This is a genomic window from Kineococcus endophyticus, assembly GCF_040796495.1.
Taxonomy (GTDB): Bacteria; Actinomycetota; Actinomycetes; order Actinomycetales; family Kineococcaceae; genus Kineococcus; species Kineococcus endophyticus.
In genome coordinates this window covers 14,188-38,721 of the sequence record NZ_JBFNQN010000018.1, presented here as the reverse complement: position 1 = coordinate 38,721, position 24,534 = coordinate 14,188, and the positions used below count along the sequence as shown (strand labels likewise).

The window sequence follows — 24,534 nt, the reverse complement described above, 5'->3', positions numbered from 1 at the left end:
GCGAAGATGCCACCAGTCGGCCGGGCGGTGTGGGGAAGCTCCGCTCGGCCGACTTCCGTCCCGATTGCTCCACGCAGCTCCCGGGCGAAACCGCGTCGAGTGGGCAGTAGCCCCGCTCCGCACCCCCTAGCACCATGAATCATTAGGGGGGTATCCTCTGTGTCGCCCATCCACACCGCGGGCGGCGCCCTGAGCGCCGATCGCGCCCCGACACGCACCCACTCCCCGAAGGAGCAGGACAGGAGCCCGCTGTGGCAACACGACGCCCTGCAAGCGCACCACGGACCCAGCCGGCCGCCGCCAACGTCCTCGTGCACCGCGAGTACCGCTACTGGCGACTGCTGCGCGGCGACGACGTCCTGGGCCACGTTGGGCACCTCGACGAGGTCCAGGCCCTCACCGGAGCGACCCTGGTCGAGACCGGCGGCGACGGCGCGGCCCTGGCCCCCGGCACCCTGCCCCCCGACCTGCACGCCGAGGTCAGCGCAGCCCGCACAGAGAACGAGGCCACCACAGCCGCCCTCGACCAGGCCCGCAGCCAGTGGCGCCACCTAGCCCTGTCCCTACGCCGCAGCGGCCTGAGCTCCACCCAGACCGCCAAGGCCCTCGGCGTCTCCCGCCCCGCCGTCGACAAGCTCGTCGCCCGCGCCACCGCCGACACCGCCGCCGACACCGCACCCACCGACTCCCCAGCGCTCGCGGGCTCCGACACACCCCCGGGCACCCCCCTGGACACTGCTGCGGCCGGCGCACCGGACGACGGCGCGCTGGACCCGCAGGCGATGACTGCCCACGTCGAGGCAGTCCGGCATCAGGTGGCCGAGGCCACCGCACGTCAGGAGGAGTTCTCCGGGCGCTGGCGACGCCTGGCCGTGGCCCTGCAAGACGCCGGCCTCACCAATCGCGACGTCGCGCACCTCATGGGAATCAAGGAGCCGCGGGTGACCCAGCTCGCGCCCCGCGATGGACGCCGCAGCGTGCCCAGCCCGAGTTCCCCGACGACCTGACTAGCTAGCTGCTAGCAGCTAGCTAGCCGATGACTGGCTCCCGTATGGATCGAGGGCTCAGTCGATGCGCTGCACGTCGGCCGACGGGCCGTATCGCCACTCCCCCACGCGCGACCACCCATCGCGAGCCAGAGCCTCATCAAGCTCCTCATGACTCCTTCTCCGTACTACTGCGACCGCGAGGCCACTCTGAGCGATCCGCCTTCGGGCGAGCTGCGCCCGTCAGTCGATGGCTGAACGTCGGCTGTGGGTCCGAAGCGCCAGGGGCCGACTCGCGACCATCCATCGCGAGCAAGTGCCTGGTGAGCTCCCCGTGACTCCCTTCTCCGTACTACTGCACTACTGCGCTCTGAGCCCTTGTCCCGGGACGGTCCCGGCCTTGCGAGACTGCGTTCATGACCTTTCCTGCGTCTGCTCCGCACGGCCATCGGGTCCCGGAGGGGGTGCCTCCGCTGCACCTCTCGCCGCGGATGGTGCTGGTGGTGGCCGGTGGAGCGCTACTGGGGACTGCGGCCCGCTACGGGCTGGCCTGGTATCGGCCGGTGACGACGGGCGAGTGGCCGTGGGCGACGTTCACAGTCAACGCTGTCGGTACCGCGGCGCTGGGGTTCTTGCTGGAGGCGCTGGCCCGGCGCGGTGACGACGTCGGCCGCCGCCGGCTGCTCCGGTTGGGTGTGGGGACGGGTTTCCTGGGTTCGTTCACCACGTACAGCTCGTTGGCGGTGGAGACCGATCTGCTGGTCCACGCCCACCGTCCTGGTCTGGCCGCCGTCTACGGGGTGAGCAGTGTCGTCGTCGGTCTGCTGCTGGGGCTGGGTGGGATCGCGGCAGCAGCCGGGCACCACCGTTGGCGGCTGGCCCGGTTGCCGGTCGACCCGGACTCCCCGGACGCCGGCGGTTCTGCTGATGAGAACCAGACGCAACGTGAAAGGCGGGAAGAACGGGGGTGACGGGGATGAGCGCTGTGGTTGTGCTGGTCACCTGCCTGGCCGGGTCCGCAGGGGCGGTGACCCGGTTCGTGGTCGACGGTGAGATCCGCCGCCGCTGGGCCGGCTCGTTCCCCTGGGCAACGCTGGTCATCAACGTCAGCGGGTCCTTGGTGCTGGGGCTGGTCACCGGGGCGGTGTTGGGTCACGGCGCGCCCAGCGTGTGGAAGACGGTGCTGGGTACTGGGTTCTGTGGGGGCTACACCACGTTCAGCACGGCCACGGTGGAGACGTTGCGGTTGGCGCAGGCGCGTGCGGGGCTTGCTGCTGTGGCTTACAGCGTGGCCACCTTCCTGGGCAGCGCTGTAGCCGCGGCGGTGGGTCTGGTGCTGGGATGGCAACTGTGACGCAGCGAGGGCCCGTCGTCGTGGGGTTCACCCCCACCGCTCCGGTGCAGGTCCTGTCCGAGGCGGTGGCCTTGAGCCGGGCCTTCGGGGTGCCTCTGATCGTGGCGTACTGCGATCCCTCCCGGGTCGTGGAAAGAGTCCGCGAGGACGGGACGCAGATGATCGCCCCGGTGGATGCGGACACGGCTGCGCTGATCGATGATGCGCCGGCGCCAGAAGTCGCCGAGGTCGAGGCTCGTGTCCGTGCGTTGTGCGCCGAGTTCATTGACGACGCAGATGCCGATGCCGGTGCCGGTACGGGTGCGGGTGCACTGAACGTACAGGTGCAGGGCCTGCTGGGGGATCCGGCAACCGTGCTGGCTGAGCTGGCCGACCACGTCGGGGCAGGGTTTGTGGTCGTCGGTGGCCGCGGCGTCGGCTGGCGCGGGTCGGTGCACGCCTTGCTGAGCGGGTCGGTGGCCCTGCACCTGAGCACCCGGCAAGCCGCGACCGTGGTGGTCGTCCCCGACGTCGCGGGTGGTGAGTGAGCTCCTCGGCGTCTCCTGGGAGGCACAGCGCCCGAGGGCCGGTCCAAGGTCCGGATCCTGAAAGCCCGGAGCCTGACGGCCAGGAATCGCTGCCCGTCGCCTCAGCAGTCGACGACCAGCAGCACCGGGCAATCATGTGGCAGGTCGCGCAGCACTGTTTGCTGCTGGGCGTGGTCGCCACCGAGCAGGATCACCCACCGGGCGGACGTTGCCTGGACGACATCCACCCTGTCGGCGGGCTCGCTGAGGTCGGCTTGCTCGCCGAGTCGGCAGGTCTCGACGGTGACGGTGTGCTGGACCGGAGAGCCGGCCCGTTCGCTGGGCGCGCGCAGATCCAGCAGGACTGCACCGTCAGCGGCCAGCCGTAGCGCGCTGGGGAGTCCGGTGAGGGCCACCACGACGCCACCACCCGCGGTCTCATCGGCGCCGGTCGCCTCCGGTTGGCCTTCGAGGGCATGAACCGCGTGCGGCGTGGGCATCGCGCACGATTCTCCGACGGCTCGCGGACTGGCTCCAGACATGAGGTCAGGCCCGCGGCGTGGGCTCGTGCCAGCAGCAGAGGAGAACGCGCGGTGTTCTGGTCTGGTCCGCAGGCCTGCGCCCTCGACTCGAGGTGAGGTGACGGCAGAGCTGGGACCAGGGGTCTCGGTCCGCGTTGTGGGGTGCTTGGCCGAGAGCAGGCCGGGGACGGTGATGATGCCCATGAGCGTCCCTCACACCGGGGGGAGTAGGAGCCGGCCGTGGGCGGCGCCGCGGGCGGTGCGGGTGAAGACGGTGACCCAGGCACCCAGCAGCAGCACGTACAACGCGACCGCGGCGACGGCGAACAGGTCCAGGTGCGTGCGTGCGGCCAGGCCGCTGGTGCCGGTGACCATCGTGCCGACGGGGAAGGTGAAGCTCCACCACGTCAGGCTGAAGGGCAGGTGCTGCCGGGCGGTGCGGACGGTGATGGCCGCGGCGATGGCCAGCCACAGGATCGCGAAGCCCCAGGTGGCCAGGCCGTAGAACATCGCCAGGGCTTCCGCGCCGTGGGCGTAGGTGGTGGGCAGGACGTCGCCGGCCTGGTTGGCCAGCAGTCCGACGGCGGTGATCGACTGCCCCAGCGGGCCCAGCACGATCCACAGGGTGGGGACCGCGGCGGCGGCGCCGATCTTGTGCTGTGTCAGGCGGTTCCAGATGAGGGTGATGACCACCAGGCTGGCGATGAGGGAGAGCCCGAACATCGTGTAGCACCCCAGCAGCAACGTCTCGCGGGCCTGACCGGGCGGGGTGTGCGGGATGAGCAGGGCGCCGGTGCTGGCCGAGACCATCGGCGGCACGATCGGCATCAACCACCCACCGAACGCGCTCTCGGGCTTGTACTCGTGGCGGGTAAAGGCCATGTAGGGCACGATCGCGGCGCTGAACAGGCCCGTCACCGTCCCCGCGGTCCACAGGATCCAGTCCAGGGTGACGGCGGCCTGCATCCCGATCAGGTCGTGCCCGACCAGGAGAGCCCCGGCACCGACGGTGAGCATCGCCATCGGTGGGGCGCCGTAGAAGTGGCTCATCACCGGGTGGGAGATGTGGCGGCGGGCGGTGGCGGGGTGAGCGACCCAGTGCACGAGGGTGGCCGCGAGCAGCACGGCGAGCAGGACCACGTCCAGGGTCCACACGGCCAGGGCGAAGGTTCGCTGGCCGGGGATCTGCAGGGGAAGGGTGATGGCGGCGTTGGCGACGATGCCGGTGCCCATCGCCGCGGCGAACCAGTTGGGGGTGATGAAGGCGAAGGCATCGCGTTTGCGTTCCAGCGCGGGCAGGACCCGGCGGGTCTGACGGGGGGAGACGTGCTGACGGGGGGTCAGGTGCTGAGCGTGGGTCCCCGCGTTCGCGTCGGTCTGGGTGTCAGGGGTGGCGGTCATCGAACTGCCTCTGCATCTCGTATCTGCTGCTGGCTGCTGGCGTCGTGGTGCCGTGCTCTCGTACTCCAGGTTCGCGCGACGCTCAGCGCGGTAGTAGGCGCCACGATGTTGGGTACCCCTAACATCGCGTTGTGAGTGGGTAGGGTGTGCGGGTGCTGTCGCCGTGGGTTCCCGAGTTGGCCACGCTGGAGTTGTTGGTGGCGGTGGCCGAGACCGGCAGCTTGGGGCGGGCGGCGGCGCGGGCGGGCACGAGCCAGCAGGCGGTCAGTGCCCGGCTGCGCCGGGCCGAGCGGGCCATGGGGGTCACGTTGCTGCAGCGCAGCCCGCGGGGGGCCACGCTGAGCCGGGAAGGGGTGCTGCTGGTGGCGTGGGCCCGGGAGGTGCTGGCTGCCGCGCAGGTGCTGGAGGCCGGTGTCGCGGCGTTACGGGTCGAACGGGATGCCCGGGTGCGGATCGCGGCCAGTTTGACGGTGGCGGAGTACCTGCTGCCGCAGTGGCTGGTGCGGTTGGCGGCCGAGCATCCCGACACCGCGGTCAGCTTGGAGGCGATCAACTCCGTCGACGTGGCCGAGCGGGTGCTGTCGGGGACGGCGGATCTGGGGTTCGTGGAAGGCCCGGACCTGGCGGATGGTCTGCAGGAGACGGTGGTCGCGCAGGACCGGCTACGGGTGGTGGTGGCCCCGGGCCATCCGTGGGCGCGTCGGCGGCGAGGGATCTCGGCCGCTGAACTGGCCTCGACGCGGCTGGTCCAGCGGGAGGCGGCTTCGGGGACCAGACAGTCCCTGGAGGCGGCGTTGCGGACGGCCCTGGACGCCGATCCGCGCACGGACTCGCGGTCGGCTTCCGGGACCGGTCTCGCACCCGCGCTGCTCGAACTGGCGTCCACCAGCGCGGTCCGTTCTGCCGTCCTCGGCGGGGCAGGGCCGGCCGTCCTGAGCGAGTTCGCGGTGGCCGAGGAGGTACGTGCGGGTCGGTTGGTGCAGGTGCCAGTCCTCGGGGTGGACTTGCGGCGGCTGCTGCGGGCGGTGTGGCCGCTTGGGACCACCCCGACCGGACCGGCACGCGATCTGCTGGCCATCGTGGCGCGCACCGGCTGAGGTGCCCGCCGTCTTGTGCTGTGGCAGCATCACCCCAGACCGTTGAGCGTGAGGCCGGGAGGCGTATCCGTGGGTGTCTGGGGCAAGCGCGAGGACATGATCGTTCACGAGGAGCACCCCTACAACGCCGAATCGCCTCCGGCAGCCCTGCTGGGTGAGCCGATCACGGCGACGGACACGTTCTACTCCCGCAACCACGGCCCCATCCCCCAGATCGACCCCGACCGCTGGCGGCTGCGCATCGGCGGTCTCCTCGAGCACGAGCGCGAGCTGTCGTTGGCTGAGCTGCAGGAGGGTTTCGAGGCGGTCACCGTGGCGGCGACGTTGCAGTGCGCCGGTAACCGCCGGGCCGGCTTCTTGACGGTGCGTGACATCCCCGGGGAGGACCCGTGGGCCGGTGGGGCCACGTCGACGGCCACGTGGACCGGAGTGCGGCTTCGTGACGTACTGGCATCGGTCGGCTTGGCATCGGTCGGCGTCGAGGCCGGTCGCGGGTCCGAAGGCACGACCGGGTCTGAGGGCGCGAGCGGGTCTGAGCACACGAGCGGGGCGGGGCACGTGTGCTTCAACGCCCCGGACGTCTCCCAGCTCGCCGACCCTCCGCAGGCCTACGGCGGTTCCATTCCCCTGGACAAGGCGATGTCGCCGGAGGTGCTGCTGGCGTGGGAGATGAACGGGGAACCTCTGACCCCTGTCCACGGTGCTCCGTTGCGGGTGGTGGTGCCGGGATGGATCGGCGCCCGCAGCGTGAAGTGGTTGACCAGCATCGTCCTCAGCGCCGAACCGTCGCCGGACTACTTCCAGGCCACCGCCTACCGGTTGCTGCCACCGGAGGCCGATCCTGGCGAGGCCGGCCCGGGAGACGGCTTGTCGCTGGGACCGGTGGCTTTGAACTGCGAGATCCTCAGCCCCGTCCAGGGAGACGCCGTGGACCTGACCGAGGGTTTCTCCGTGGCGGGGTACGCCTTCGCCGGTCAGGACCGTCGGGTGGCTCGGGTCGACGTCTCGGTCGACGGCGGCCGGAACTGGCGCCAGGCCGACCTCGAGGAACCGCTCAGCGACTGGACGTGGCAGCACTGGACCTGCCGGGTTAGCGACGTGGTCGTCCCCGGTTCGGAGGTGATCTCCGTGGTGGCTCGGGCCTGGGACGACACCGGTGCGCTGCAGCCCCGTGAGGCCGCCGACCTGTGGAACCCCAAGGGGTACGTCAACAACTCCTGGCCGTCGGTGCAGGTCCACCACCGAGGAAGGACTGGCTGAAAAAGTTGGAAGACTCCGGGGCACATCGAATCCAGCACGAGGTCGGCAACGGCAGTCGGGCCCGTGACCACCTGGCCAACGAGCGGACGTACCTGGCGTGGTTGCGGACCGCAGCCAGCGTCATGGTGTTCGGGCTGGCGATCGCCAAGTTCGGCGATGACGTCAAGTTCGGGTCGGTGCTGGCCGGATCGATTCTGGTCGTGGTGGGGGTCGCGGGTGTGGTGCAGGGGACGCTGCGCTACCACCGGGTCAACCGGCAGATCGAGGCCGACCGCTACGTCACCGGCAGCCGCGGCCGGACCGCGGTCATCTCTTCGGCGGTGCTGGTTATCGCGGTGCTGGGGGCCCTGGTCCTGCTGGTGTCGGACCGGTGAGCCCGGCGCAGGACCGCGCCGCGCAAGACCACGGGGCGAAGACGTCCGAGGTGTCCGAGGCGTCGCGGCCGGTGGTGGGGACCGGGGTGCGTGATGCGAGCGTGGCGACGCTGATCTCGGTCGTGGTGTGTGCGGGGTTGGCCTTCTACGCGGGATGGGCCGCGACCCACGGTGCGGCGGCGATCGCCGGCATCGGGGTGGTCCTGGCGGCCGCTGTCGCGGTCGCCTCCCGGCGTGACCGCTGGAGCGGGCCCGCCGACCGCGTCACGTTGGCGCGGACAGTTCTGGTGGGGGGCTGCGCCACCACGGCGGTCCTGGTGCTGGTGTCCACGTTGCCGCCGCGGCCTTGGTGGCTCCTCGGGTTGGCCGTTCCCGCGTTGGTGCTGGACGGGGTGGACGGGTGGGTGGCGCGGCGCACCGGCACCTCGAGCGCGGCTGGGGCGCGGTTGGACATGGAGGTCGATGCAGCGCTGCTGTTGGTGCTGTCGGTCGTGGCCACCTTGACGGTGGGCTGGTGGGTACTGGCGATCGGGTTGATGCGTTACGTGTGGGTGGGGCTCTCGCGGGTGTGGCCGCCGCTGAGCGGCACGCCGCGTCCGAGGTATTCCCGCAAGGTCATCGCGGTCGTTCAGGGCGCGGCGCTGTGCGGGGCGTTGGTGCCGGCGGTCCCGACCGCGGCCGCCACGACGGTGCTGGCATGCGCGCTGGCGCTGCTGGTGTTCTCCTTCGCCCGCGACGGGGTGCAGTTGGTGGATGCGGCCGACGCTGGCTGACTGCAAGAGCACGCCCTCCCGTCTCAGGCCCTGCTACCACTGGCGCTGTCTGCATCGGTCCGTGTCGTTCGTGGATGAACACCCTCGTCGTGTCCGACGACGCCGGCAGCGTGGACGAAGGCTCGCTGGAGACGCGACAGGGCCTCGTAGCGGGCATGGGTGTTGCGTTGGGATGGGTGCGGTACCGCCAGAACCGGTAGAGCTCGGGTGGGTTCAGCCAGGGTCGAGGCCAGACCCAGCACCGACAACGCTCGGGCGCCGAAGGTGATGACCAGGTCCAGGTTCGGCAGCAGCTGCAGCACCTGACGCAGATGCTCGGCGGCGGCGGCAGTCTCAGCCGCTTTCGGGGGTGAGGCGATCGGCCAGGGCAGCGCGTTCCACTTCACACACGACGTGCGCGGTAGCCCAGCAGCCTGCCGCTGGGCGCGGATGACGGCGTTGGTGGGGTCGGCGTTGTCCTCTGAGCACAGACCGGACCCTGCGGAGGTCATGGTGCGGGGCCCCGGAGCTTCCAGCAGCAACATGATGCGGGCAGCTGTGCCGCCATCGGCAGGATCGAACCAGGGCACAGGGCGCGAGGGGTCAGCGTCACGCCAGCGTCGAACCAGGTCGTTCAGCGTCGCGACGTGCGGTGCGTGCAGCTGCTGCCTTCTCTGCGACCAGCCAGCGTGAGCTGAGCCATCGCCGGTCCGCTCAACCGCGGCATCGGCTGATCTGGCGGCCTCATCTACGGCGTCATTCGTGGTCTTGTCCAGGAGTCCGTTCAGGGGCAGCGCAGGGACCGCCGAGGACCTCCGGGCGGGGCGTTTCTGCAGGGGTGCCACGAGGCAGTTTCTCAGGGGTGTGTCCTTGAAGATGCCAGGGCCAGGTGCGTGGTCTGCAGCGCATGGTGGAGGAGGACGCCTACTGCATCGACGTCCTCACCCAGGTCTCCGCGGCCACCAAGGCGCTGGAGGCCGTCGCCCTCAGCCTGCTGAGGAAACACCTGGCGCACTGTGTCACCGACGCCATCCACCACGGCGGGCAGGAGGCCGACGCCAAGATCAAGGAGGCGTCGGCCGCCATCGCCCGACTCGTCAGGTCCTGACCGAGGGCATCGGTAGGGTCACGCTCTGATTGCGTCGCCGAGCCCGGTCGAGCTCTGCGAGCTTGTCGTGGACGGCGGCTTGGATGTAGAGCAGCCGCTCAACTTCTCCTGCCCACTCGTGTGAACGCGCCTCGGTGAGCTGTTCAGCCAGGCCCGTCAGCACCCGCTGGAGGCGGGGGCGTGCGGCCTCGTCGGGACGGGCTAGCTTGCACTGCTCACAGGCGTACTCGTGGCTGCACGAAGACCTGTAAGCGCGCAAACAGTTGCCGATGGCGATCTGCCGTTTGCCGAAGTGCTCCTCGAACTCCTTCCACTCCGCCTCGGTCGTGGACCGGTACTCCTCACGACGTTCAGGCAGCGACCGCCGCTTGGCGACGAAGGAGCGGTGAGCGCGGATGACGTCCTCAGGGAAGATGGCCATGTACTGCTGGGTCGTCAGCAGCGACTCATGGCCCATGAGCTTGGCGATGATGTGCGGGGGCAGCCCGGAAGCTAGGGCATCGGTGGCGAAGGACCGCCGGAAGTCGTGCGGTGTAAAGCGCAGAACCTGCCCGTCAGGGCCGGTGATCCGCGCCCGATCGCAGGTCGCGGTGATGACCTGGCGAACGTACTTGCTGTTCATCGGCCTGGTGACCCCCATGACGCCACGTCCGGCGGTGCGCTGGAACAGCATCGGTAGCGCGGCGAGCTCGCGCGCCTCCCCATAGTCGTAGGCGGTGACCAGCGGAAGCGCCTGCCCCGTGCCGCCGGCGGCGTGACGGACACGGGTCGTCATCTGCGCGAAGACGGCGGCAAGCTCAGGTGGGACGACGACGATCCGCTCTTGGTCGGTCTTGGACGGGTTGATGTGCAGCAAGACGACGGTCTGCCCGTCGCGCTCGTAGGGGGTCAGGTCCATCTGGGTCAGCTCCAGGACCTCCTCGATGCGTGCCCCAGTGTGCCGAAGGGTCTCGATCAAGCAGAACGCCCAGAAGGCGTCTTCCTCCTCGGTGGTCAGGTCACGCACCTGAGCCGTTGGGGCGTCGAGCTGGAGGACACGGATCCGCTGCCCGGCCTTGCCGGCTCCCACGCGCCGGAAGTGGGCGCCGTCGTGAACGAACTCCGCCCCGCTGTCTGCGGCTGCGGCAGCTTCGAGCAGCGCAGAAGCTTCGGCAGCGAAACTCTCGGCCGCGTCGGCCAGCCGTGTCACAACCGGAGCGCGGTGACGGGTTCGCTGGTGCATCTCGCTGGTCAGGCGTCGCCGCCACTTGCGGTAGCCGGCCAGATGCTGGTCGGTGATGGGTGACCTGCAGGCCCACACCGCCCACCGTTCAGGCTCCTCATGGGCCCACCGCTGGAGGTCTTGATAGAAGCTGCGGACGGTCATGTAGCCATGAGGCAGGTTGCGGCGCTCTACCCGCTCACCACCGGGGAGAGTCCTGAACGTCGCCTTCTGGACCCACGCCTCCACGGTCGCCGGCGCCAGGGCCAAGGTGTCGATTCCCGGCTCGACCTCTTCTACGGCGCACCAGAACCAGGAGACCAAGGTGAAGACCAAGGTCCGCAGGCTGGAGTAGTCCAGGTCCGGTGCCCGACGGGTGAAGTAGACGATGAAGAGCTTACGGACACGACGGTTGCGGACCGGATACAGGTCGACCAGCTCTTCGATGCTGCGCTGGCCGGGACGCTGACTGGCACGGAAGGTCCCGGTGACTGGGCTGGTCGGCAGCGCCGCCAGCGCGTTCCACAGCTGCTCGATGCCGTAGGCCGGGGCGACGTCACGGGTGAGAGCCCTGTAGTGCAGTAGATCCTCGCTACTGACCTGCGCGATCGTCTTGCCGGTCAGCAGCATCACTCGCCCCAGAAGGGCGCAGGCGTGCTGCCTGGACTGCAGGGTCCCTTGGCGTCGGGTCTGCAGTAGGCCGGCATCGGCATCCTGTCGCCACAGCGGCAGCTGCTTCCAGAGCTCACAGGCTCTGGTCCCGGTGACGAAGTGCAGGCCAGGACGGACGACGTCGAGGGACAGCAAGACCGAGACACCTCTCGTGAGCCGAGCGCGGAGTGGGGTCGAGCAGCCGGGGACGATGAGCTGAGGGCACCGGTTGAGGGTGGCCATGGCCAGAGGTGACGAGTCCCAGCGCTCCTGCCAGCACGCGCCGTCATGGGTCGAGAGATAGCGCAAGACGTGTTCAGCACCACGGACCCGGTGTCGCACGTTGTTGGGATCTTTGCCCTCCCTGCGGTTGTGCTCCAGGATGCGCTCGACGATTGCCTCGACCGAGGCGCGCCGCAGGCTCGAGCCCTCGACCGTGGCCATGGTGCTAGGGCTGGCCGGTGACCCAGCACTCGGATGATCAGCTCCCACCCTGACACCGACCCGCTCGCATGCTGTTCCCACGCCAACCTCCGCGCTGACGATGTGCATGACCGGTTGCCCCGTGCCCTGCATCCCGCCTCCTTGGTGGCCGCCCTCTCAGGGCAGACCCGACTCGGTGGCCCGACGGTCCATGCCAGCGATCAACGGCCGCCGAAGAGGGTCTGCAGGTCCTGCGGGTCGTAAGCCGAGGGCGGCGGCGGGGGTTCTGGGCGGGAGCGAGCCGCGGCTTGGGCGGCGATGATTTCCTCGAGGTGCGGCCTGGTGTACCGGGTGAGTGTGTGCGGGTTCGCGTGCCCGGCGATCTCCTGCACGTAGCGCGCGGGCATGCCGGCGGCGAGCATCCTGGATAGGCCGGTGTGGCGCAGGTCGTGCGGCGTCCAGTCGGTCTGCAGGACCGCGTTCACCCGGTGGAAGACGAGGCGGTAGGCGTCGTAGGCCAGGGGTCGGCGTGGCTTCCGTCTGGTTACCCAGAGCGGCTGCTCGGGCGTCGGCGCGTAGTCCGCCTCGATGAGGTACCTCCCAAGCCACTCCAGTGCTTCGGGTGATAGGGGGAGAACCTGGCGTGCCCGTGTGCCCTTCCTGGTGACGATGATCGTCGGTCTACCCCAGTCCACATCACCAGCGGTGAGAGCCAGCAGCTCTGAGGGGCGGATCGCCGTATCGACGTGCACCTTGACCAGCGCGCGGTCTCGGTGGCAGGTCAGCGCCTTCCAGAAGTCGTCGAAGGTGTCGTTGGTCATGGATCGGGGTTGGGTAGTGGGGACTCTGCGGCCGCCTTCGCGCAGCCTGGGACGGTGCGCGGTGAAGTCCTGCATCGGGTTGTGGTGCTCATGGATCCGCTGGTGACCTCGCTCCCGCCGGTAGGAATGCGGGATCGGGTTGGTCAACGGTGCGCCGGTGACGTCGTGGAGGAACTCGTACCACTCGTGCAGAACGGTACGTGAGTGCTGCAGAGTGGCCAGTCCGAACTCGCTGGCGTGGGCGTGCACCTTGCCCGTCGTGAGGTTGCGCTGCGCGAACTGTGGTCCGCGGGACCGTCTGGCGCCGTGGTCTTTGCCGTGGTGCCTGAGGAAGGTGCGGAAGTCGTAGTAGTCGAACTGTGACGCCTCGTCAAACTCGACGTTGATGGATCGGAGAAACCTCAACCACCGCTGTACGTCGTAGGCGTAGGAACGCAAGGTGCTTGGTCGGGCGTCGCTGCTCTGTAGCTGACGTAGGTATCCGTTGACGGCATCGGCAGCTCGAGGCCACTGCGGACATCGCCAGGTGAAGGCCTGCAGTGAATCGTTCGCGGTTGGCTCGACTGTGCCGATTCTGGATAAGGGGAGGGTGGCGATCTCATGCCTTCGATCAACGGCGTTCATCGTGTACGACGCACCTGGGCCATGAAGATCGTCACACGGGACAGACCACTCGATCCTTTGCTACCGGGCATCCAGGGCTCCGATCCGACAGGACCCCGCTGATGGGGTAGAGCTGGCGTCTGCGATGACGCGAGGACCGAGGCTAGTGACCGGTCACCGGCATGGCAACGCTCCCGCATGGCATCTACGCAAGGTGTTGGGAGCGCTTCTCAGCAGACGCGGCGAATCAGGTGTTCGCTAGTACGGTCAATAGACCAGAGCAAACGCACCGGCATCGTCCCCTGGTGCATACGCTCCATCGCCTCGACAGGGTCCATCGTGTCGTCGACGGGGATGCGGCTGTGCTCGGCGCCGTTGCGCATGGCCAGGACCAGCTCATCGCCGGCAAGGGTGGCGGTGCAGCGCGCTATGAGGGGCACCTCATGAGGATGCACCCAGCACGGCGGAGCTTGGGCGTGATTGTGATGTATCAGGACATCGGTGACAGCTCTGCATCAGGACATCGGTGACACTTCATGTTTCAGGACATCGGTGACAGTCGTAGAGCGGAGTCGCCGTCGCTCGCCCGTCGTGACAGCGCGCACAACGCGGGATGACCGCGAGGTCGCGGACCGCGAGATGAGCTGCTCGCCCGCGGTAGGTCATGGCGCCTTGTCGGGGCGGTCTTGAGAGGGTGGACCATGGACGTCCCGTCGATGATCATGGGTGCCGCCATCGCTTCGGTGGTGTGGATCGTGTTGTGGCCGCGCAAGCGCGCCGGCAGTGGAAAGGGTGCCGCGTCACGCGACTGAGCCGCTACTACCACCCGTTCCGCGGGATGACCGTGCGCCCGCGCACCGCGGGATGACCGTGCGCCCGCGCACCGCGGGATGACCGTGCGCCCGCGCACCGCGGGATGACCGTGCGCCCGCGCACCGCGGGATGACCGTGAAGTCGTTTGAGGCGTGCACCCCAGGGACAACGACTACCTCGGCGATCATGTACTCGTGACCGAAACGTTCATCAACGACGAGGCTGTCGGCTCGTTCCGCACGCACTCGCACTACCTCAGCGCCTTCGCGCACCTTGCTGGCTTCTCGGGCGTCACGACGACCGAGCGCGGCCTTGAGACGCTGGCGCAGACGCTCGCCAACCGCGTCCCCGCGTCGACGAAGCCGCAGCCGCAGCCGGTGGACGTGGGACTCGTCCTCGACTGCCTGAACCGGGCGTGGGGTACGGAGCTCATCCTCAACATGACCCGTCACACGGCCCGCGATCAAGACCTCATACGGCTCGCCAACAGTTGGGGAGCGGTGCAGCTCTACTACATCTCCTACGGCGCGACGCAGGCACTGATCACGGCGGAGGGACGGGAACGGCCGACGAACCACCCCGGGACGCAGGACCAGGTTGGAGCGCTCTGGATCACCCGCGCCTTCTCGGTAGCTCCGTGGAGCTTCGCTATGGGTGATCCAGGGCACAAGGAGTCGGCAGCAGATGGATCGCGCAACGGGCCGGGGCGGCCGCTGGCCGACGTGCACGCATGGACGACCTGCGACCGGGACAACTGCTGGGACATCGCAGCCAAGGCGCTTACGAGCACGCGCGCCCACGCGATCGACGCCAAGCTCGACAAGCTCCGCTTTGAGCTCGTCGCGGCGCAGAAGAAGTCATGGCGCGCAGAAGAGACCGCGAGAAGGGCGCAGGGCAAGGCGGGTCGCAAGGAGCCGACGTGGCCGCGCAAGGGCCGCCTCAAGCCGGCCCAGCGCGCCGCGGCCATCGCCAAGGTGCGGCCGCACACGATGGTGGACTACCTGTTTCGGCTGCGCATCAAGGCGAACTACGAGGACGCGCGCATGTTCACGGAGGGACCGCAAAACGATCTGGAGTCCTCTGTGGTCGCCCGAGACATTGTGAACTTGGCATCGGCGACGATGCTGGCCCACGAGATGCGTATCGGTCGGCTGATCGGCCGCCAGGTCCTCGGGAACGCCGTGGACGACTGGCTCAGGCGCAACGCCCGACCGGACGAGCGGTACGGACTCGGACTACGTCGAGAGCTGCTGTTCACGCACTTGTGAGCTGGTCAGTCAAGCCCAGCGGCGCAATGGTGCACGCTGAGCACCGCGGGCTGGCCGTGAAGTCGCATGAAGTCGCATGAAGTCGCGGCTGGTACTCGTCTACGGTCGGCCACGCTCAGACCTCTACCCATCGGAGCCCACCGTGCAGCGCCTACACGTCCACCACCAGGACGTGACCTTGTCGTACTTGGACTCCGGCGGTTCTGGACCCGTGGTGGTGCTGCTGCACGGCCTGGCCGGCAGCGCGCAGGAGATGGTGGCCACCGCGACCGCGCTCAGTGACGGCTACCGGGTGCTGGCCTTAGACCAGCGCGGCCACGGACACAGCACCCGCCGCCCGGGTGACGTCTCCCGCCGCGCCTACGTCGACGATGCTGCCGCTCTGATCGATACCGTCGTCGGCGACGGCCCCGTCTCGTTGGTGGGGCAGTCGATGGGAGCTCACACCGCACTGTTGCTCGCCGCGTGGCATCCCCGCCTCGTGCAGCGTCTGGTGCTGCTGGAAGGCGGGGTCGGTGGCGGGGAAGACTCCTCTCAGCAGCTGGGGGACTGGTTCGCTTCCTGGCCGATGCCGTTCCCCTCCCGGCAGGCGGCGGTGGCCCACCACGACGCGACGCCGATCGCTCAGGCCTGGGCGCAGGACCTGCAGGAGCGAGACGGCGGGTTCTGGCCTCGCTTCGATGCTGACGTGATGCAGGCGGCCATCGCGGCGGTGGCTGAGGTCGCGCGCTGGGCGGAGTGGGAGCAGGTGCAGGCACCGACCCTGCTGGTGCAGGCGGAGCGTAGCTACCTCGACGCCGCGGAAATCGAACGGATGCTCCAGTTGCGACCGGGCACCGGCCACGTCGTCGTGCCTGACGCAGGTCACGACGTCCACCTCGATCAGCCCCAGGCTTGGGCTCGACTCCTGCGCCGGTACCTCGACACCGGCCACGTGCCTTCCGGGGATCAGTCGCCACATGCCGGCTAATCGCCTGTATCGCGGGATGACCGTGCGCTCCGCTCGGACCGCGGGATGACCGTGACGTCGGGGTCAGCCGGTGGTGGCTTCACCCGTGCTGGGCGGGGCAGGAATGGACGGAACGCTGTACCCGGGGAAGTCGAAAGAGGAGAAGATCCGCCACGGCTGGTCGTCGCCGTGGCGGACGAGGACCAGTTGTGCGGGCGAGGGTGCTTTGCCTGTGCTCAGGCCGGGGCCGTTGTCCCAGTGCAGGGTCACCGTGACGGTGACGGCCTGCTGCCAGCCCTGCACTCGGGCGGCGGCGCCGGTGGGTGCGGTCTGAGTCGGGCCGATGTCGACGTGGTCGACCAGGAGGGGTTCGGTGGTGACGTCGAGCCGCGAGCCGACGTCGGGAGTCCAGTAGTCCCTGAAGGCGCGCGCGTTGTCCCCGGCCTGACGGGCGCTGAGGTAGCCGCGGACGACCTGGTCAGGGTCATTGCCTTCTGCGTCCACCCCCGACGTGGCGACGGTGGTGGTCGTGTTCCACGGCCACTCGCTGGTGGCGGCGACCGCGCCCACCCCGGCGAAGAGCAGCAACCCGGCGGCGATCGGTACGGCGCGGGCCCTGGCCCGGCGGCGCCGGCCGCGGGCCTTGATCGTGGCCATGTCCCAGGTCGGCGGCGGGGCGGGCCGCTCACGCAAGGCGGCGCGCAGGCCGGCGGAGACGTCCTGACCTGTCCTGGTGTCGTCTTCGCCGCGTTCGTGGTGGTGGGGGGAGTGGGTCATCGCCAGGCTCCATCTGGGGTGTGCGGGTCGGTGAGGTGCTGGTGCAGGAAGCGGCGGGCATGGTGGGCCTGGCTCTTGACGGTGCCTTCGGAGCACTGCAGTAGGTCGGCGACGTCGCTGACCGGGACGTCCTCCAGGAAACGCAGGATGGCCACGGCGCGCTGGCGGACGGGGAGGTGCCGCAGCAGATCCAAGGCGTCCAGACGTTCCAGCGCGTGGCCGGCTGCGTCGGGTGCGGTGCGCTGTCGGGCTGCGGGGACGTCGTCGAGGGTGAGGCTTTCGTGGCGTCGCCAGGCGCGGCGGTTCTCGGAGATGAGCCGTCGGATCAGGGTGGTGCGGGCGTAGGCGTACTCCTGGCCGCCGCGGTGGACACGGGGCCAGGCAGCGTAGAGGCGTTCCATGGTGTCTTGGACGACGTCGTCGCTGTGGTGCCAGTCGTGACACCAGGCATAGGCGATGTGGCGTAGTCGGGGCATGACAGCGGCCGCGAAGGCGTCGAACGTTGCCACGTTGTCGTCGTCGTAGTTGAGGTGCACCGCGCCCTCCTCCCTGTCGCCAGCATGTACGCCGCAGTCGGGCTGGGGGGTTGCACGGGGCGGTCTGCCGGAGTCCCCAAGTCCGCACCGCGAGATGACCGTGCGTCCGCGCGCACCGCGGGACGGCCGGCACTTTGCGGCGACTTTGAGGTCAATGACAGTCCCGCACCGCGGGATGACAGTGCGATCGCTGTAGCGGCCCCTCGTGATGCAGGCACCTGGGGAGCCTGATCGCCCTGCTCAGGCCGGGCCGTTCGCAGGTCGCAGCAGCCGCGGGGTCAGCGCTGTGCTGGCGATGGCCAGGATGCTCACGACGCCGTGCCCGATCGGGGCCAGTGGGCCGCCGAGGCCCAGGGCGTGGATGGCGTAGCCGTTCGCGGCGGCGTCGGTGAGCAGGATGAGCGGGGCCAGGAGCATGCCGGCGTGGTGGCGGCGGGTGATGAGGACGGCGGCCAAGGGGTCCAGGAGGAGCAGGGCGCTCCAGTAGGCCGCAAGCCACCGGGGGGCGTAGGCGTAGGGGGGCCAGCCGCCGGTGATGAAGTCCAGGAGGTGCTGCAGGCCTCCCCAGGTCAGCAGCAGCACCAAGGCGGTGGCGGCTGCTTGCACCCATCGTGGTTCGCGGGCCCATCGCTTCGACAGCACGTGATGCAGCCTGTCAGCGTCGGGTTGGACCAGGAGCGTGGGCCAGGTCGGGCGCCGTGCGCTCCGCGCGTACCGCGGGATGACCGTGAAGTCGTCACCGAACGGCGTGCCAGGATCGGACACACTGACGCGGTGGACGATCAAGCCCGCTTTCTCGACCTCGTGCTGACCAACCCGGTCAACCGCATCCTGCTGCAGCGAGCACCTCAGCTCGGGCTCGACGAGTGGTGGCTGACCGCCGGGGCGGTCTTCCAGACCGTCTGGAACGCCCTGGAGGAACGGGATCCAGGTGCGGGCATCAACGACTACGACCTCTTCTACTTCGACCCCGCCGACCTGTCCTACGAGGCGGAAGACGCCGTCATCCAACGCGCGAGCCACCTGTTCGCGGACCTCGACGTCACTGTCGAGGTCCGCAACGAAGCACGCGTGCACCTCTGGTACGAGGAACACTTCGGCGTCCCCGCCGCACCCTTCACCAGCGCCACCGACGCCATCGACCACTTCGCCTCGACGACCTGCTGCTTCGGCGTCACCACCGCCGAGGATCAGCTGCTTGTCTACGCGCCGCACGGCTACAGCGACCTGTTCTCCATGCGCCTGCGACCGAACCCGGTCCTGGCACCCCGGGAGGTCTACGAGACCAAGGCCCAGCGGTGGGCCCAGCAGTGGCCTCATCTGGTCGTGGAGCCCTGGCCATGAGCTCAGCGCGAACGTCACGACAGCGGGATGACCGTGCGCCGCGCGCACCGCGGCGTGTGCGGGTGATGCTCACCCTGGCCCGCGGCGGTCTCGCAGGGGCCGCGGGTCGTCGTCGTGGACGTAGCTGATCACGATGTCCGACAGCTCGTTCTGCAGCTCGTAGGCCAGACGCAGTCCTTCATCGGCCCACGCGTCCTCCACGGCTGCGCTGCCGAAGCGGAAGTCGGTCAAGGCGATGGCGTTAAACCGCTCGTTCCACCCGCGCAGCCGCCGGACGAGGTCCTCGCTGACGCCGAGCTCGGCCAGCGTGACCGGCCCCATGTGCTCGATGTCGCTGTCCCAGGCCGGGTCCTGCTCCCCGTACTCAGCCATCACCCGCAGAGCACGAGGGCGGTAGGACTCATCCATGGAACGATCTTCGCGCCGCACAGTCCTTGGCGTCGACGTCAGCCCATTCTGACTCTGGCGTACCGCCCTCGCGGTAAGACGTGCGCGTCACCGAGATCGTCCTTTCGAGCGGGCCGGGCGGCCCGCTACCGGCACGTCATCGGCGGTGACGCGTTGGACCCGGGTGGCTCGGAAGTCGAAGCTGTCCTGCTGGGCGGCTTCGTACTCGAAGTCCACCGCCTCGCCGATCTCCAAAGTGAGGGGTCCCGGTCCTTCGATCATGCTGAGGTGCACCCACGCGTCGCGCCCTGGGGGCAACTCAGAACTGCTGATGGCGCCGGTGCCCTTCCCTGCTCGGAACCACTTGACCACGCCTCGTGCCACATCAACACCATGCCCTCAACGACTGCCAGACGGGAATCAACCACGCAGACGGGACCGCGCGGCCATCGCCATGACCGCGTGTGCGCTCCTCACATCCAACGGTCAGGGCCACGGCGTGGTGGAGGCGCCGTACTGCTCCCAGGGCAGGTCGATGGTGCGAGGGTCCACGTCGTAGCGCTCACCACTGGTCGTGCTGATGGTGAGGGTGTTGATCCGGGCCGTTGTCACGGTTCCGGGCCACCACGCAGCCCAGTAGTCCTCATGGACGGTCGCGGTGACGACGGTTCCATCGGCCAAGTTGATGTCCACCCCAGTCACGTCTGGGCCGGCCCCACCAACCAGGGAGTAGCTCTCCTTCTCGGCGTCGACGTCGGGTGCGGCGAAGGGGTTACCGCCCAGCACGCTGATGTTGGCACCAGCGGGCCAGGTGTACGGCTTGTCCCACACGGTGGTGTTGTTGCTGGCCACGATGCCTTCGGGAATGGGCTTGTCCGCCTTCAGCCCGTTCATCACGATGAGCGGATCGTTTGCGGTGCCGGCGCCCTTGATGACGTCAACGCAGAAGGTCCAATCCCCGCGGCGGTCGACCAGGACGCTGCGCTGGGCCGCGTCACGTTCACGCCGGGGCACGCCTTCGATGCCGACACTGCCGCCGGTGAGGTCCTCGCACTGGGAGGCTTGAGTCTGGATGCCACCCACGCCGAAGAACCCGAGCACGCGATCCCAGGTTCCGTCCTCCTCGGAATTGCCGGCAGCCGGCGCGGGGCTGGGGGCTGCGGTCCAGGTGGCGTAGCTGGCCGGAGCGGTGGGGTCCCCGGCCAGCATCACCGCCGCCAGCACGCTCACCGCCGCGGCAGAGGCGAGCCCCACGGCGATGCGGCGCCTCGCCGGCCGCGGCCTGCGCGGCCTGGGTGGCCGGGCTGTCGCCGCGGCCGGTCGGTGCTCATCCGGCCCCTCGGTGGACGTTGAGGGCAAGCCTGCCGGGCGCGCTGCTGTGGCGTTGACCTCAGCCACGAGCAGGTCGCGCACCGCAGCCCTACGTCGGGGATCCATACCGGACAAGGTGGAGGTCATGACTGCTCCCAAGCGGTGGTGGAGGTAGGGGGCGCTGCGAGGGTGGAGGAGCGGGGCGCGGCTGGCGGTCTCGCAGCGGGAGCGCAGCCCGGCAAGGCTTCGCCCGGGGGTGGCACGTGGGCTTGCAGTCGAGCTCGCGCGCGAGACAGGCGCGAGCGCACCGTGCCGACCGGTACGCCCAAGGCGACCGCGGCCGAGGCGTAGTCCAAGCCCTGCCACACGCACAGCGTCAAGACGTCCTGCTCTGCAGGGCGCAGTCGGCGGAAGGCTTCCTGCAGCTGAGCCAGGTGCTTTTCATCATCGAGGCGGGCGGCGACCTCATCGGCATGGTCGGGAGTGGCGAGCACCGCAGGTAGGCGTTGCAGAGCGCGGCGGTGACGCAGGGCCGTGCGCCAGCGCCGCTGCACGGTGCGTTGAGCCACTCCGTACAGCCACGGCAGTGCGACTTCGTCGACGAGCTGCACCTCCTCGCGCCGGCGCCAGGCTTCCAGGAAGACGATGGACAGCAGGTCATCGGCGGCATCCAGGGAGCCGGTGCGGCGGGCGCAGTAGCGGTGTACTGCCTCGGCGTGACGGTCGAAGAGGACTCCGAAGCTGTCCCCGTCTCCGGCCGCTGCCCGCCGCCACAGCGCCCCGTCACTGGGTGCGGCCTGGTCTGCCATCTCGCTCACGCCCTCCCTATGCCCGCAGCTGCGGCCGGGTTCCCGATCATGAGGCACGAGTTGAGAACGTCCTCAATTCGGCATGACCGTGACGTCCGTGACCGTGAAGTCGCGGCCGCCCCGGGTGGGCCGCGGCCTGGCTCCATGGGTGCTGCTCGCGTGGACGGGTCCGCCCATCAACGTGCACCGGGTGTGGATCGCCGGGCGCAGGGGGTCCGCGCCGCGCGGTGGGCCAGCTGAGGCAGCCCGGTGGGCTCGGAAGACCGGGAAGTGTCACCACCACAAGAGCTGGAAGTGTCACCGATGTCCTGATGCAGAACTGTCACCGATGTCCTGAGACATAACAGAGCTTGGGCGTGATCCTCACGGCACAGTTCGAACAAGTGTTCTCATAGATGCGTGGCAGGAGGCCAGCTCTCACGGGTGCAACGCGCCCGCATCGACGGGGACTACAAGCAAGACCGCGTCCGAGCGGCCGACCTCGCACAGCGCAAGGCGGCGGCTGAGGCTGCGGCCCGGCCAGGCGCCGACGAGCGGCCCGCCGCGGCGCTGTGCAGGGTCCTGGGCGACGACGAGGGTAGCGACGGACCGTACCCGGGCGTGATGACTGCGTGGCGTCGATTGCCCTTCGGAGGCTGGTCAGCCCGCGTGACCTACGCCATCCCCCGGCCAGGGGAGGACACCCTGCTAGCTCAGCAGTGGCTCCCGGACACCCAGCTCCGAGGGGTGTGAGCCGGGGGGGGAACGTCAGTAGTGCGGCATCCAGGCATTGATGCGACTTCGCAGATCCCTTAACCACCGCTCGACCTCACCAGCAGTGAGCGGCGGAGCTTCGTTGGAGCCGACAACCGCGGTTCGTCCGATCATCTTCAACACCACCGGGTCATCCACGATCCCCTTGTGCACCAGACGTTCCAGGAGACCGATGACGGACCGAGCTTGCATGAGGTCGGTGACCGGGACGGGAACAGCCGCGTCGTAGTCGTCGCGCATGGGCATCCGCCACAGCACACCGTCGATACGGGCAAGGTAGGTCGGACGATCCGGGTACTGCTCCAGCGAGGGATGATCGCGCGGGACGTCCTGGTCCATGAGGGGCCTCCGTGAGTCTTCGTACCAACGTGTCGTCAGCAGCGTCCCGCTCACCCGGCCGCGTCAGGCCACGCGCCCATCGCCACGCTCAACGCCACGGACATGCGTCCGCCGGCGTCGGCGCGGGCGTGCAGCCTGCGGGCTGCGGCCATCGCGGCGGTTGCGACTACCACCATGCACTCGCTGACCAGATGGTCTCGGCCGTAGCGCAGCACCACGTCGGCCAGGCGTTGTCGATGGTGAGTCGCTGCCCTCGGGGACCAGAGGTCAGGTCTGCAACCCACAGGACGTCGCGGACCAGTCCCGGACGGTCGGGGTACTGCACAAGCTCGGGTTCTAGGCCGCGGTGCAGGGCCTCCACGTCCGCCAGGGAGTGATGGGCGACCAGGCCCACAAGGTCGTCGGGCCAGCCCTCGGCGTACAGGTAGACGGCCCCGTCGAGGGGGTGGAAACCGGTGGGGCCGAGGCAGCGTGAGTCCAGCGAGCGCAGGAGGGCGGGTGCGTAGCCGACGTCGTGCAGCCACGCCGAAGCCACCGCGAGGTCGCGCTCGGCCTGAGACAGTCCGACCGCGTCCGCCAACTCACCGGCAGTCGCTGCAACCCTCTGAACGTGAGACCACCGATCACGCAGGGATTCGGCTAGCAGAGATTCTGCCGCCGCACGCGCGGGATCGGAAAGGCTGCGGATCACCTCAAGACCCAGTTCTCGAGTTGGTCGGGACATGTCGTGTCGCGGGATGGTGCGCGAGAGTTCAGTCATCAGCTGTTCTCCTTCGTCTTGTTCTTCGCGTCCTTGCTGTTCTTGCGGCGCTGGCGAATCAGCAGCAGCAGTACGACGACGGGCAGCAACAGCAGGCTCATGCCGACGACGTCCAGCGTGGTCACGTCACCGCTGACACTGTGCTGCCAGTCGCCGGCCTGGACGGCTTGTAGGTTTTCCAGCACCCAGGGTTTGATACGAGTTGACCAGAGGCGCTGCACTGCAAGGAGAGCGACGCAGGCCATGATGAGGTAGGCCAGGTCGTTGTCTTTCTTACTGACTTGTTGAGTCATGGGTTTCCTTGGGTGCGAGGTTGAGGGTGGACGCACTCAGCAGGCGTCCTGGAATGGGTGAAACCTTACCGTGTTTCGCACTACACGTAACACGAAGACGTCAGTAGACCCAGGCCCGTTCGAGAGGCAGGGCGAGCACCGCACCGTCGTTGTCGAAGCTGTGGGCGTGCCACAGGTGCCAGGTGGTGATGGAGACGACGCGCACGACGATCGCACCGTGTTCGTCGCTGTAGGGCTCGCTCGACGCGATCACCCACTGCCAGTCCCCTGGCTTAGCCTGGAAACGCAGTCGTCGGCCCAGCAGGGAACCCGACTCGCGAGCCGGAGCGGGACGCTGCGTCGGGGGCAGGCTCGGGTCGCGGTCCAACTCCTGCGCCCAGTTCCTCCGGACGGCCCCGCCTCCAGCTCGGCCGTCGATCCGGTCGCTCGCCGTGCTGCCGCCGGGCCCGGCGGTAGCCGCCGATGGGGGCAGGTCGCTGTAGACGAACAGGTCCCGAGCTGGCGCCCAACGCTGGTACCAGGTGCAGTCACGCAGGTACCGGTGGACCGCCCAGTGCGCCTCGCTCGTCACTAGGGCGTGCCGGGCCTCCTGCGGCTCGTGGCCCTGCTCGGCTGGGTCGGACGTCGCGCGTACCTGGGTGCTCGACTTGGTCAGGACGAGGTCGAGGAGGAAGCCGCCGCCCGGATGCCGTAGAGCGACCGCGGTGCCCGCCGGTAGGTCAGGCAGGTGCTCCAGGCTGGTTGCGGCCCGCACCGGCGGGGGAACCAGCAGCCAGGAGGTGTCCTCGACCTCGAAGACCTCCCCGACGGTGTCACTGGTGGCTCCGCTGGGGAAGTCGTCGGTGGACCTGGGCGTGTGGACGCGCTCTGCGTCGTGCTCGTGGTCCAGGTCCCCGCCGAGGTCGTCGGGGTGGCCTCGGTGGTCTCGGTGGTCTCGGTGGTCTCGGTGGTCTCGGTGGTCTCGGACCAGAGGTAGCGGTCCCCCCCAGGCGGCGGCGAAGTCGAACGCCGGGAGGTCGGCGGCCTCATCGCGGTCAGGACCCTGGCGGCCGTGGGGCGCTCGGGGCTCCTCGGGCTCCACGGCCCACCCCTTCCGCTCGACGGTCTCCGGGCCCTCCTGCTGGCCGGCCCCGCTGA

29 protein-coding genes and 1 pseudogene are annotated in these 24,534 nt (G+C 69.1%); 12 read left to right on the top strand and 18 right to left on the bottom strand.

The genetic code is table 11. From position 1 onward, the window contains the following. Positions 1-251 precede the first annotated feature (251 nt). The 4 genes from AB1207_RS22210 (at position 252) to AB1207_RS22195 (ending at position 2,867) form a co-directional block, all read left to right on the top strand. Positions 252-1,007: a hypothetical protein gene (locus tag AB1207_RS22210; RefSeq protein WP_367640831.1), complete on the top strand. Its 756-nt coding sequence runs from the start codon at positions 252-254 to the stop codon at positions 1,005-1,007. A gap of 395 nt (positions 1,008-1,402) precedes the next feature. After that, positions 1,403-1,957, top strand: a complete 555-nt coding sequence (locus AB1207_RS22205) for a fluoride efflux transporter FluC (RefSeq protein WP_367640829.1) — start codon at positions 1,403-1,405, stop codon at positions 1,955-1,957. A gap of 5 nt (positions 1,958-1,962) precedes the next feature. Further along, a complete protein-coding gene (gene crcB / locus AB1207_RS22200; RefSeq protein ID WP_367640827.1) occupies positions 1,963-2,340 on the top strand; it encodes a fluoride efflux transporter CrcB in 378 nt (125 codons plus the stop codon). 20 nt (positions 2,341-2,360) lie between these two features. Beyond that, positions 2,361-2,867: a universal stress protein gene (locus tag AB1207_RS22195; RefSeq protein WP_367640826.1), complete on the top strand. Its 507-nt coding sequence runs from the start codon at positions 2,361-2,363 to the stop codon at positions 2,865-2,867. 101 nt (positions 2,868-2,968) lie between these two features. Here AB1207_RS22195 and AB1207_RS22190 read toward each other — a convergent pair whose 3' ends face one another. Together AB1207_RS22190 and AB1207_RS22185 are read right to left on the bottom strand one after the other, a co-directional pair. Continuing rightward, on the bottom strand, positions 2,969-3,346 hold the full coding sequence (locus tag AB1207_RS22190; protein WP_367640824.1) for a hypothetical protein: 378 nt from the start codon (positions 3,344-3,346) through the stop codon (positions 2,969-2,971). A 234-nt stretch (positions 3,347-3,580) separates the two neighbouring features. Next, the gene (locus AB1207_RS22185; protein WP_367640823.1) at positions 3,581-4,768 is read right to left on the bottom strand and encodes a TDT family transporter; all 1,188 of its coding nucleotides are present in this window, start codon (positions 4,766-4,768) and stop codon (positions 3,581-3,583) included. Between the two features lie 152 nt (positions 4,769-4,920). Here AB1207_RS22185 and AB1207_RS22180 point away from each other — a divergent pair, with 152 nt between their 5' ends. From AB1207_RS22180 to AB1207_RS22165, 4 genes are all read left to right on the top strand, one after another. After that, entirely contained in the window at positions 4,921-5,865 is a 945-nt protein-coding gene (locus AB1207_RS22180) for a LysR family transcriptional regulator (protein WP_367640821.1), read from the top strand. 96 nt (positions 5,866-5,961) lie between these two features. Next, positions 5,962-7,125, top strand: a complete 1,164-nt coding sequence (locus tag AB1207_RS22175; RefSeq protein ID WP_367640912.1) for a sulfite oxidase — start codon at positions 5,962-5,964, stop codon at positions 7,123-7,125. After that, positions 7,053-7,499: a YidH family protein gene (locus AB1207_RS22170; protein ID WP_367640820.1), complete on the top strand. Its 447-nt coding sequence runs from the start codon at positions 7,053-7,055 to the stop codon at positions 7,497-7,499. The genes AB1207_RS22175 and AB1207_RS22170 overlap by 73 nt, the downstream gene beginning before the upstream one ends. Further along, positions 7,496-8,272, top strand: coding sequence for a CDP-alcohol phosphatidyltransferase family protein (locus tag AB1207_RS22165; RefSeq protein WP_367640818.1), 777 nt, complete (start codon positions 7,496-7,498; stop codon positions 8,270-8,272). Before AB1207_RS22170 ends, AB1207_RS22165 begins: the two co-directional genes overlap by 4 nt. A gap of 23 nt (positions 8,273-8,295) precedes the next feature. On the opposite strand, the gene AB1207_RS22160 is transcribed toward AB1207_RS22165, so the two are convergent. Further along, the gene (locus AB1207_RS22160) at positions 8,296-9,096 is read right to left on the bottom strand and encodes a uracil-DNA glycosylase family protein (protein ID WP_367640816.1); all 801 of its coding nucleotides are present in this window, start codon (positions 9,094-9,096) and stop codon (positions 8,296-8,298) included. A 29-nt stretch (positions 9,097-9,125) separates the two neighbouring features. On the opposite strand from AB1207_RS22160, the pseudogene AB1207_RS22155 reads away from it, so the two are divergent. Continuing rightward, positions 9,126-9,359: pseudogene (locus AB1207_RS22155) on the top strand (metal-sensitive transcriptional regulator); the annotation flags it as partial. Here the strand turns inward: AB1207_RS22155 and AB1207_RS22150 are convergent. The 3 genes from AB1207_RS22150 to AB1207_RS22140 all read right to left on the bottom strand — a co-directional run bounded on the left by AB1207_RS22150 (position 9,349) and on the right by AB1207_RS22140 (position 13,498). Next, positions 9,349-11,655: a tyrosine-type recombinase/integrase gene (locus AB1207_RS22150; protein WP_367640815.1), complete on the bottom strand. Its 2,307-nt coding sequence runs from the start codon at positions 11,653-11,655 to the stop codon at positions 9,349-9,351. The pseudogene AB1207_RS22155 and the gene AB1207_RS22150 overlap by 11 nt on opposite strands. A gap of 200 nt (positions 11,656-11,855) precedes the next feature. Further along, positions 11,856-12,893, bottom strand: coding sequence for a tyrosine-type recombinase/integrase (locus AB1207_RS22145; protein ID WP_367640813.1), 1,038 nt, complete (start codon positions 12,891-12,893; stop codon positions 11,856-11,858). A 395-nt stretch (positions 12,894-13,288) separates the two neighbouring features. After that, entirely contained in the window at positions 13,289-13,498 is a 210-nt protein-coding gene (locus tag AB1207_RS22140; protein ID WP_367640811.1) for a hypothetical protein, read from the bottom strand. Between the two features lie 567 nt (positions 13,499-14,065). Between AB1207_RS22140 and AB1207_RS22135 the strand changes: the two genes are divergently transcribed. Both AB1207_RS22135 and AB1207_RS22130 read left to right on the top strand, forming a co-directional pair. Continuing rightward, entirely contained in the window at positions 14,066-15,139 is a 1,074-nt protein-coding gene (locus tag AB1207_RS22135) for a hypothetical protein (RefSeq protein WP_367640810.1), read from the top strand. A gap of 142 nt (positions 15,140-15,281) precedes the next feature. Beyond that, positions 15,282-16,109, top strand: coding sequence for an alpha/beta fold hydrolase (locus tag AB1207_RS22130; RefSeq protein WP_437179005.1), 828 nt, complete (start codon positions 15,282-15,284; stop codon positions 16,107-16,109). Between the two features lie 63 nt (positions 16,110-16,172). Here AB1207_RS22130 and AB1207_RS22125 read toward each other — a convergent pair whose 3' ends face one another. From AB1207_RS22125 to AB1207_RS22115, 3 genes are all read right to left on the bottom strand, one after another. Further along, positions 16,173-16,865 carry a hypothetical protein gene (locus AB1207_RS22125; protein WP_367640807.1) on the bottom strand — a complete coding sequence of 231 codons (693 nt, stop codon included), beginning with the start codon at positions 16,863-16,865 and terminating at the stop codon, positions 16,173-16,175. Next, positions 16,862-17,401: an RNA polymerase sigma factor gene (locus tag AB1207_RS22120; RefSeq protein WP_367640806.1), complete on the bottom strand. Its 540-nt coding sequence runs from the start codon at positions 17,399-17,401 to the stop codon at positions 16,862-16,864. The genes AB1207_RS22125 and AB1207_RS22120 overlap by 4 nt, the downstream gene beginning before the upstream one ends. 240 nt (positions 17,402-17,641) lie before the next feature. After that, a complete protein-coding gene (locus AB1207_RS22115) occupies positions 17,642-18,043 on the bottom strand; it encodes a hypothetical protein (protein ID WP_367640804.1) in 402 nt (133 codons plus the stop codon). A 132-nt stretch (positions 18,044-18,175) separates the two neighbouring features. Here AB1207_RS22115 and AB1207_RS22110 point away from each other — a divergent pair, with 132 nt between their 5' ends. Next, positions 18,176-18,745, top strand: coding sequence for a nucleotidyltransferase family protein (locus AB1207_RS22110; protein ID WP_367640803.1), 570 nt, complete (start codon positions 18,176-18,178; stop codon positions 18,743-18,745). A 69-nt stretch (positions 18,746-18,814) separates the two neighbouring features. Here the strand turns inward: AB1207_RS22110 and AB1207_RS22105 are convergent, their stop codons facing one another. The 9 genes from AB1207_RS22105 to AB1207_RS22065 form a co-directional block, all read right to left on the bottom strand. Further along, positions 18,815-19,117 carry an immunity protein CdiI family protein gene (locus AB1207_RS22105; RefSeq protein WP_367640801.1) on the bottom strand — a complete coding sequence of 101 codons (303 nt, stop codon included), beginning with the start codon at positions 19,115-19,117 and terminating at the stop codon, positions 18,815-18,817. Between the two features lie 123 nt (positions 19,118-19,240). Beyond that, positions 19,241-19,504: a cold shock domain-containing protein gene (locus AB1207_RS22100; protein WP_367640799.1), complete on the bottom strand. Its 264-nt coding sequence runs from the start codon at positions 19,502-19,504 to the stop codon at positions 19,241-19,243. A 114-nt stretch (positions 19,505-19,618) separates the two neighbouring features. After that, the gene (locus AB1207_RS22095; RefSeq protein WP_367640798.1) at positions 19,619-20,362 is read right to left on the bottom strand and encodes a hypothetical protein; all 744 of its coding nucleotides are present in this window, start codon (positions 20,360-20,362) and stop codon (positions 19,619-19,621) included. 224 nt (positions 20,363-20,586) lie between these two features. After that, a complete protein-coding gene (locus AB1207_RS22090; protein WP_367640911.1) occupies positions 20,587-21,252 on the bottom strand; it encodes an RNA polymerase sigma factor in 666 nt (221 codons plus the stop codon). Positions 21,253-21,999: 747 nt separating this feature from the next. Beyond that, positions 22,000-22,344: a hypothetical protein gene (locus AB1207_RS22085; protein WP_367640797.1), complete on the bottom strand. Its 345-nt coding sequence runs from the start codon at positions 22,342-22,344 to the stop codon at positions 22,000-22,002. 50 nt (positions 22,345-22,394) lie between these two features. Continuing rightward, entirely contained in the window at positions 22,395-22,520 is a 126-nt protein-coding gene (locus tag AB1207_RS22080; protein WP_367640796.1) for a hypothetical protein, read from the bottom strand. Beyond that, positions 22,511-23,104, bottom strand: coding sequence for an HD domain-containing protein (locus AB1207_RS22075; RefSeq protein ID WP_367640794.1), 594 nt, complete (start codon positions 23,102-23,104; stop codon positions 22,511-22,513). Before AB1207_RS22075 ends, AB1207_RS22080 begins: the two co-directional genes overlap by 10 nt. Next, positions 23,104-23,397 (bottom strand): hypothetical protein, encoded by a 294-nt coding sequence (locus AB1207_RS22070; RefSeq protein ID WP_367640792.1) that lies wholly within the window; start codon positions 23,395-23,397, stop codon positions 23,104-23,106. The genes AB1207_RS22075 and AB1207_RS22070 overlap by 1 nt, the downstream gene beginning before the upstream one ends. Before the next feature lie 100 nt (positions 23,398-23,497). Beyond that, positions 23,498-24,151 (bottom strand): hypothetical protein, encoded by a 654-nt coding sequence (locus tag AB1207_RS22065; protein WP_367640791.1) that lies wholly within the window; start codon positions 24,149-24,151, stop codon positions 23,498-23,500. Positions 24,152-24,534 lie beyond the last annotated feature (383 nt).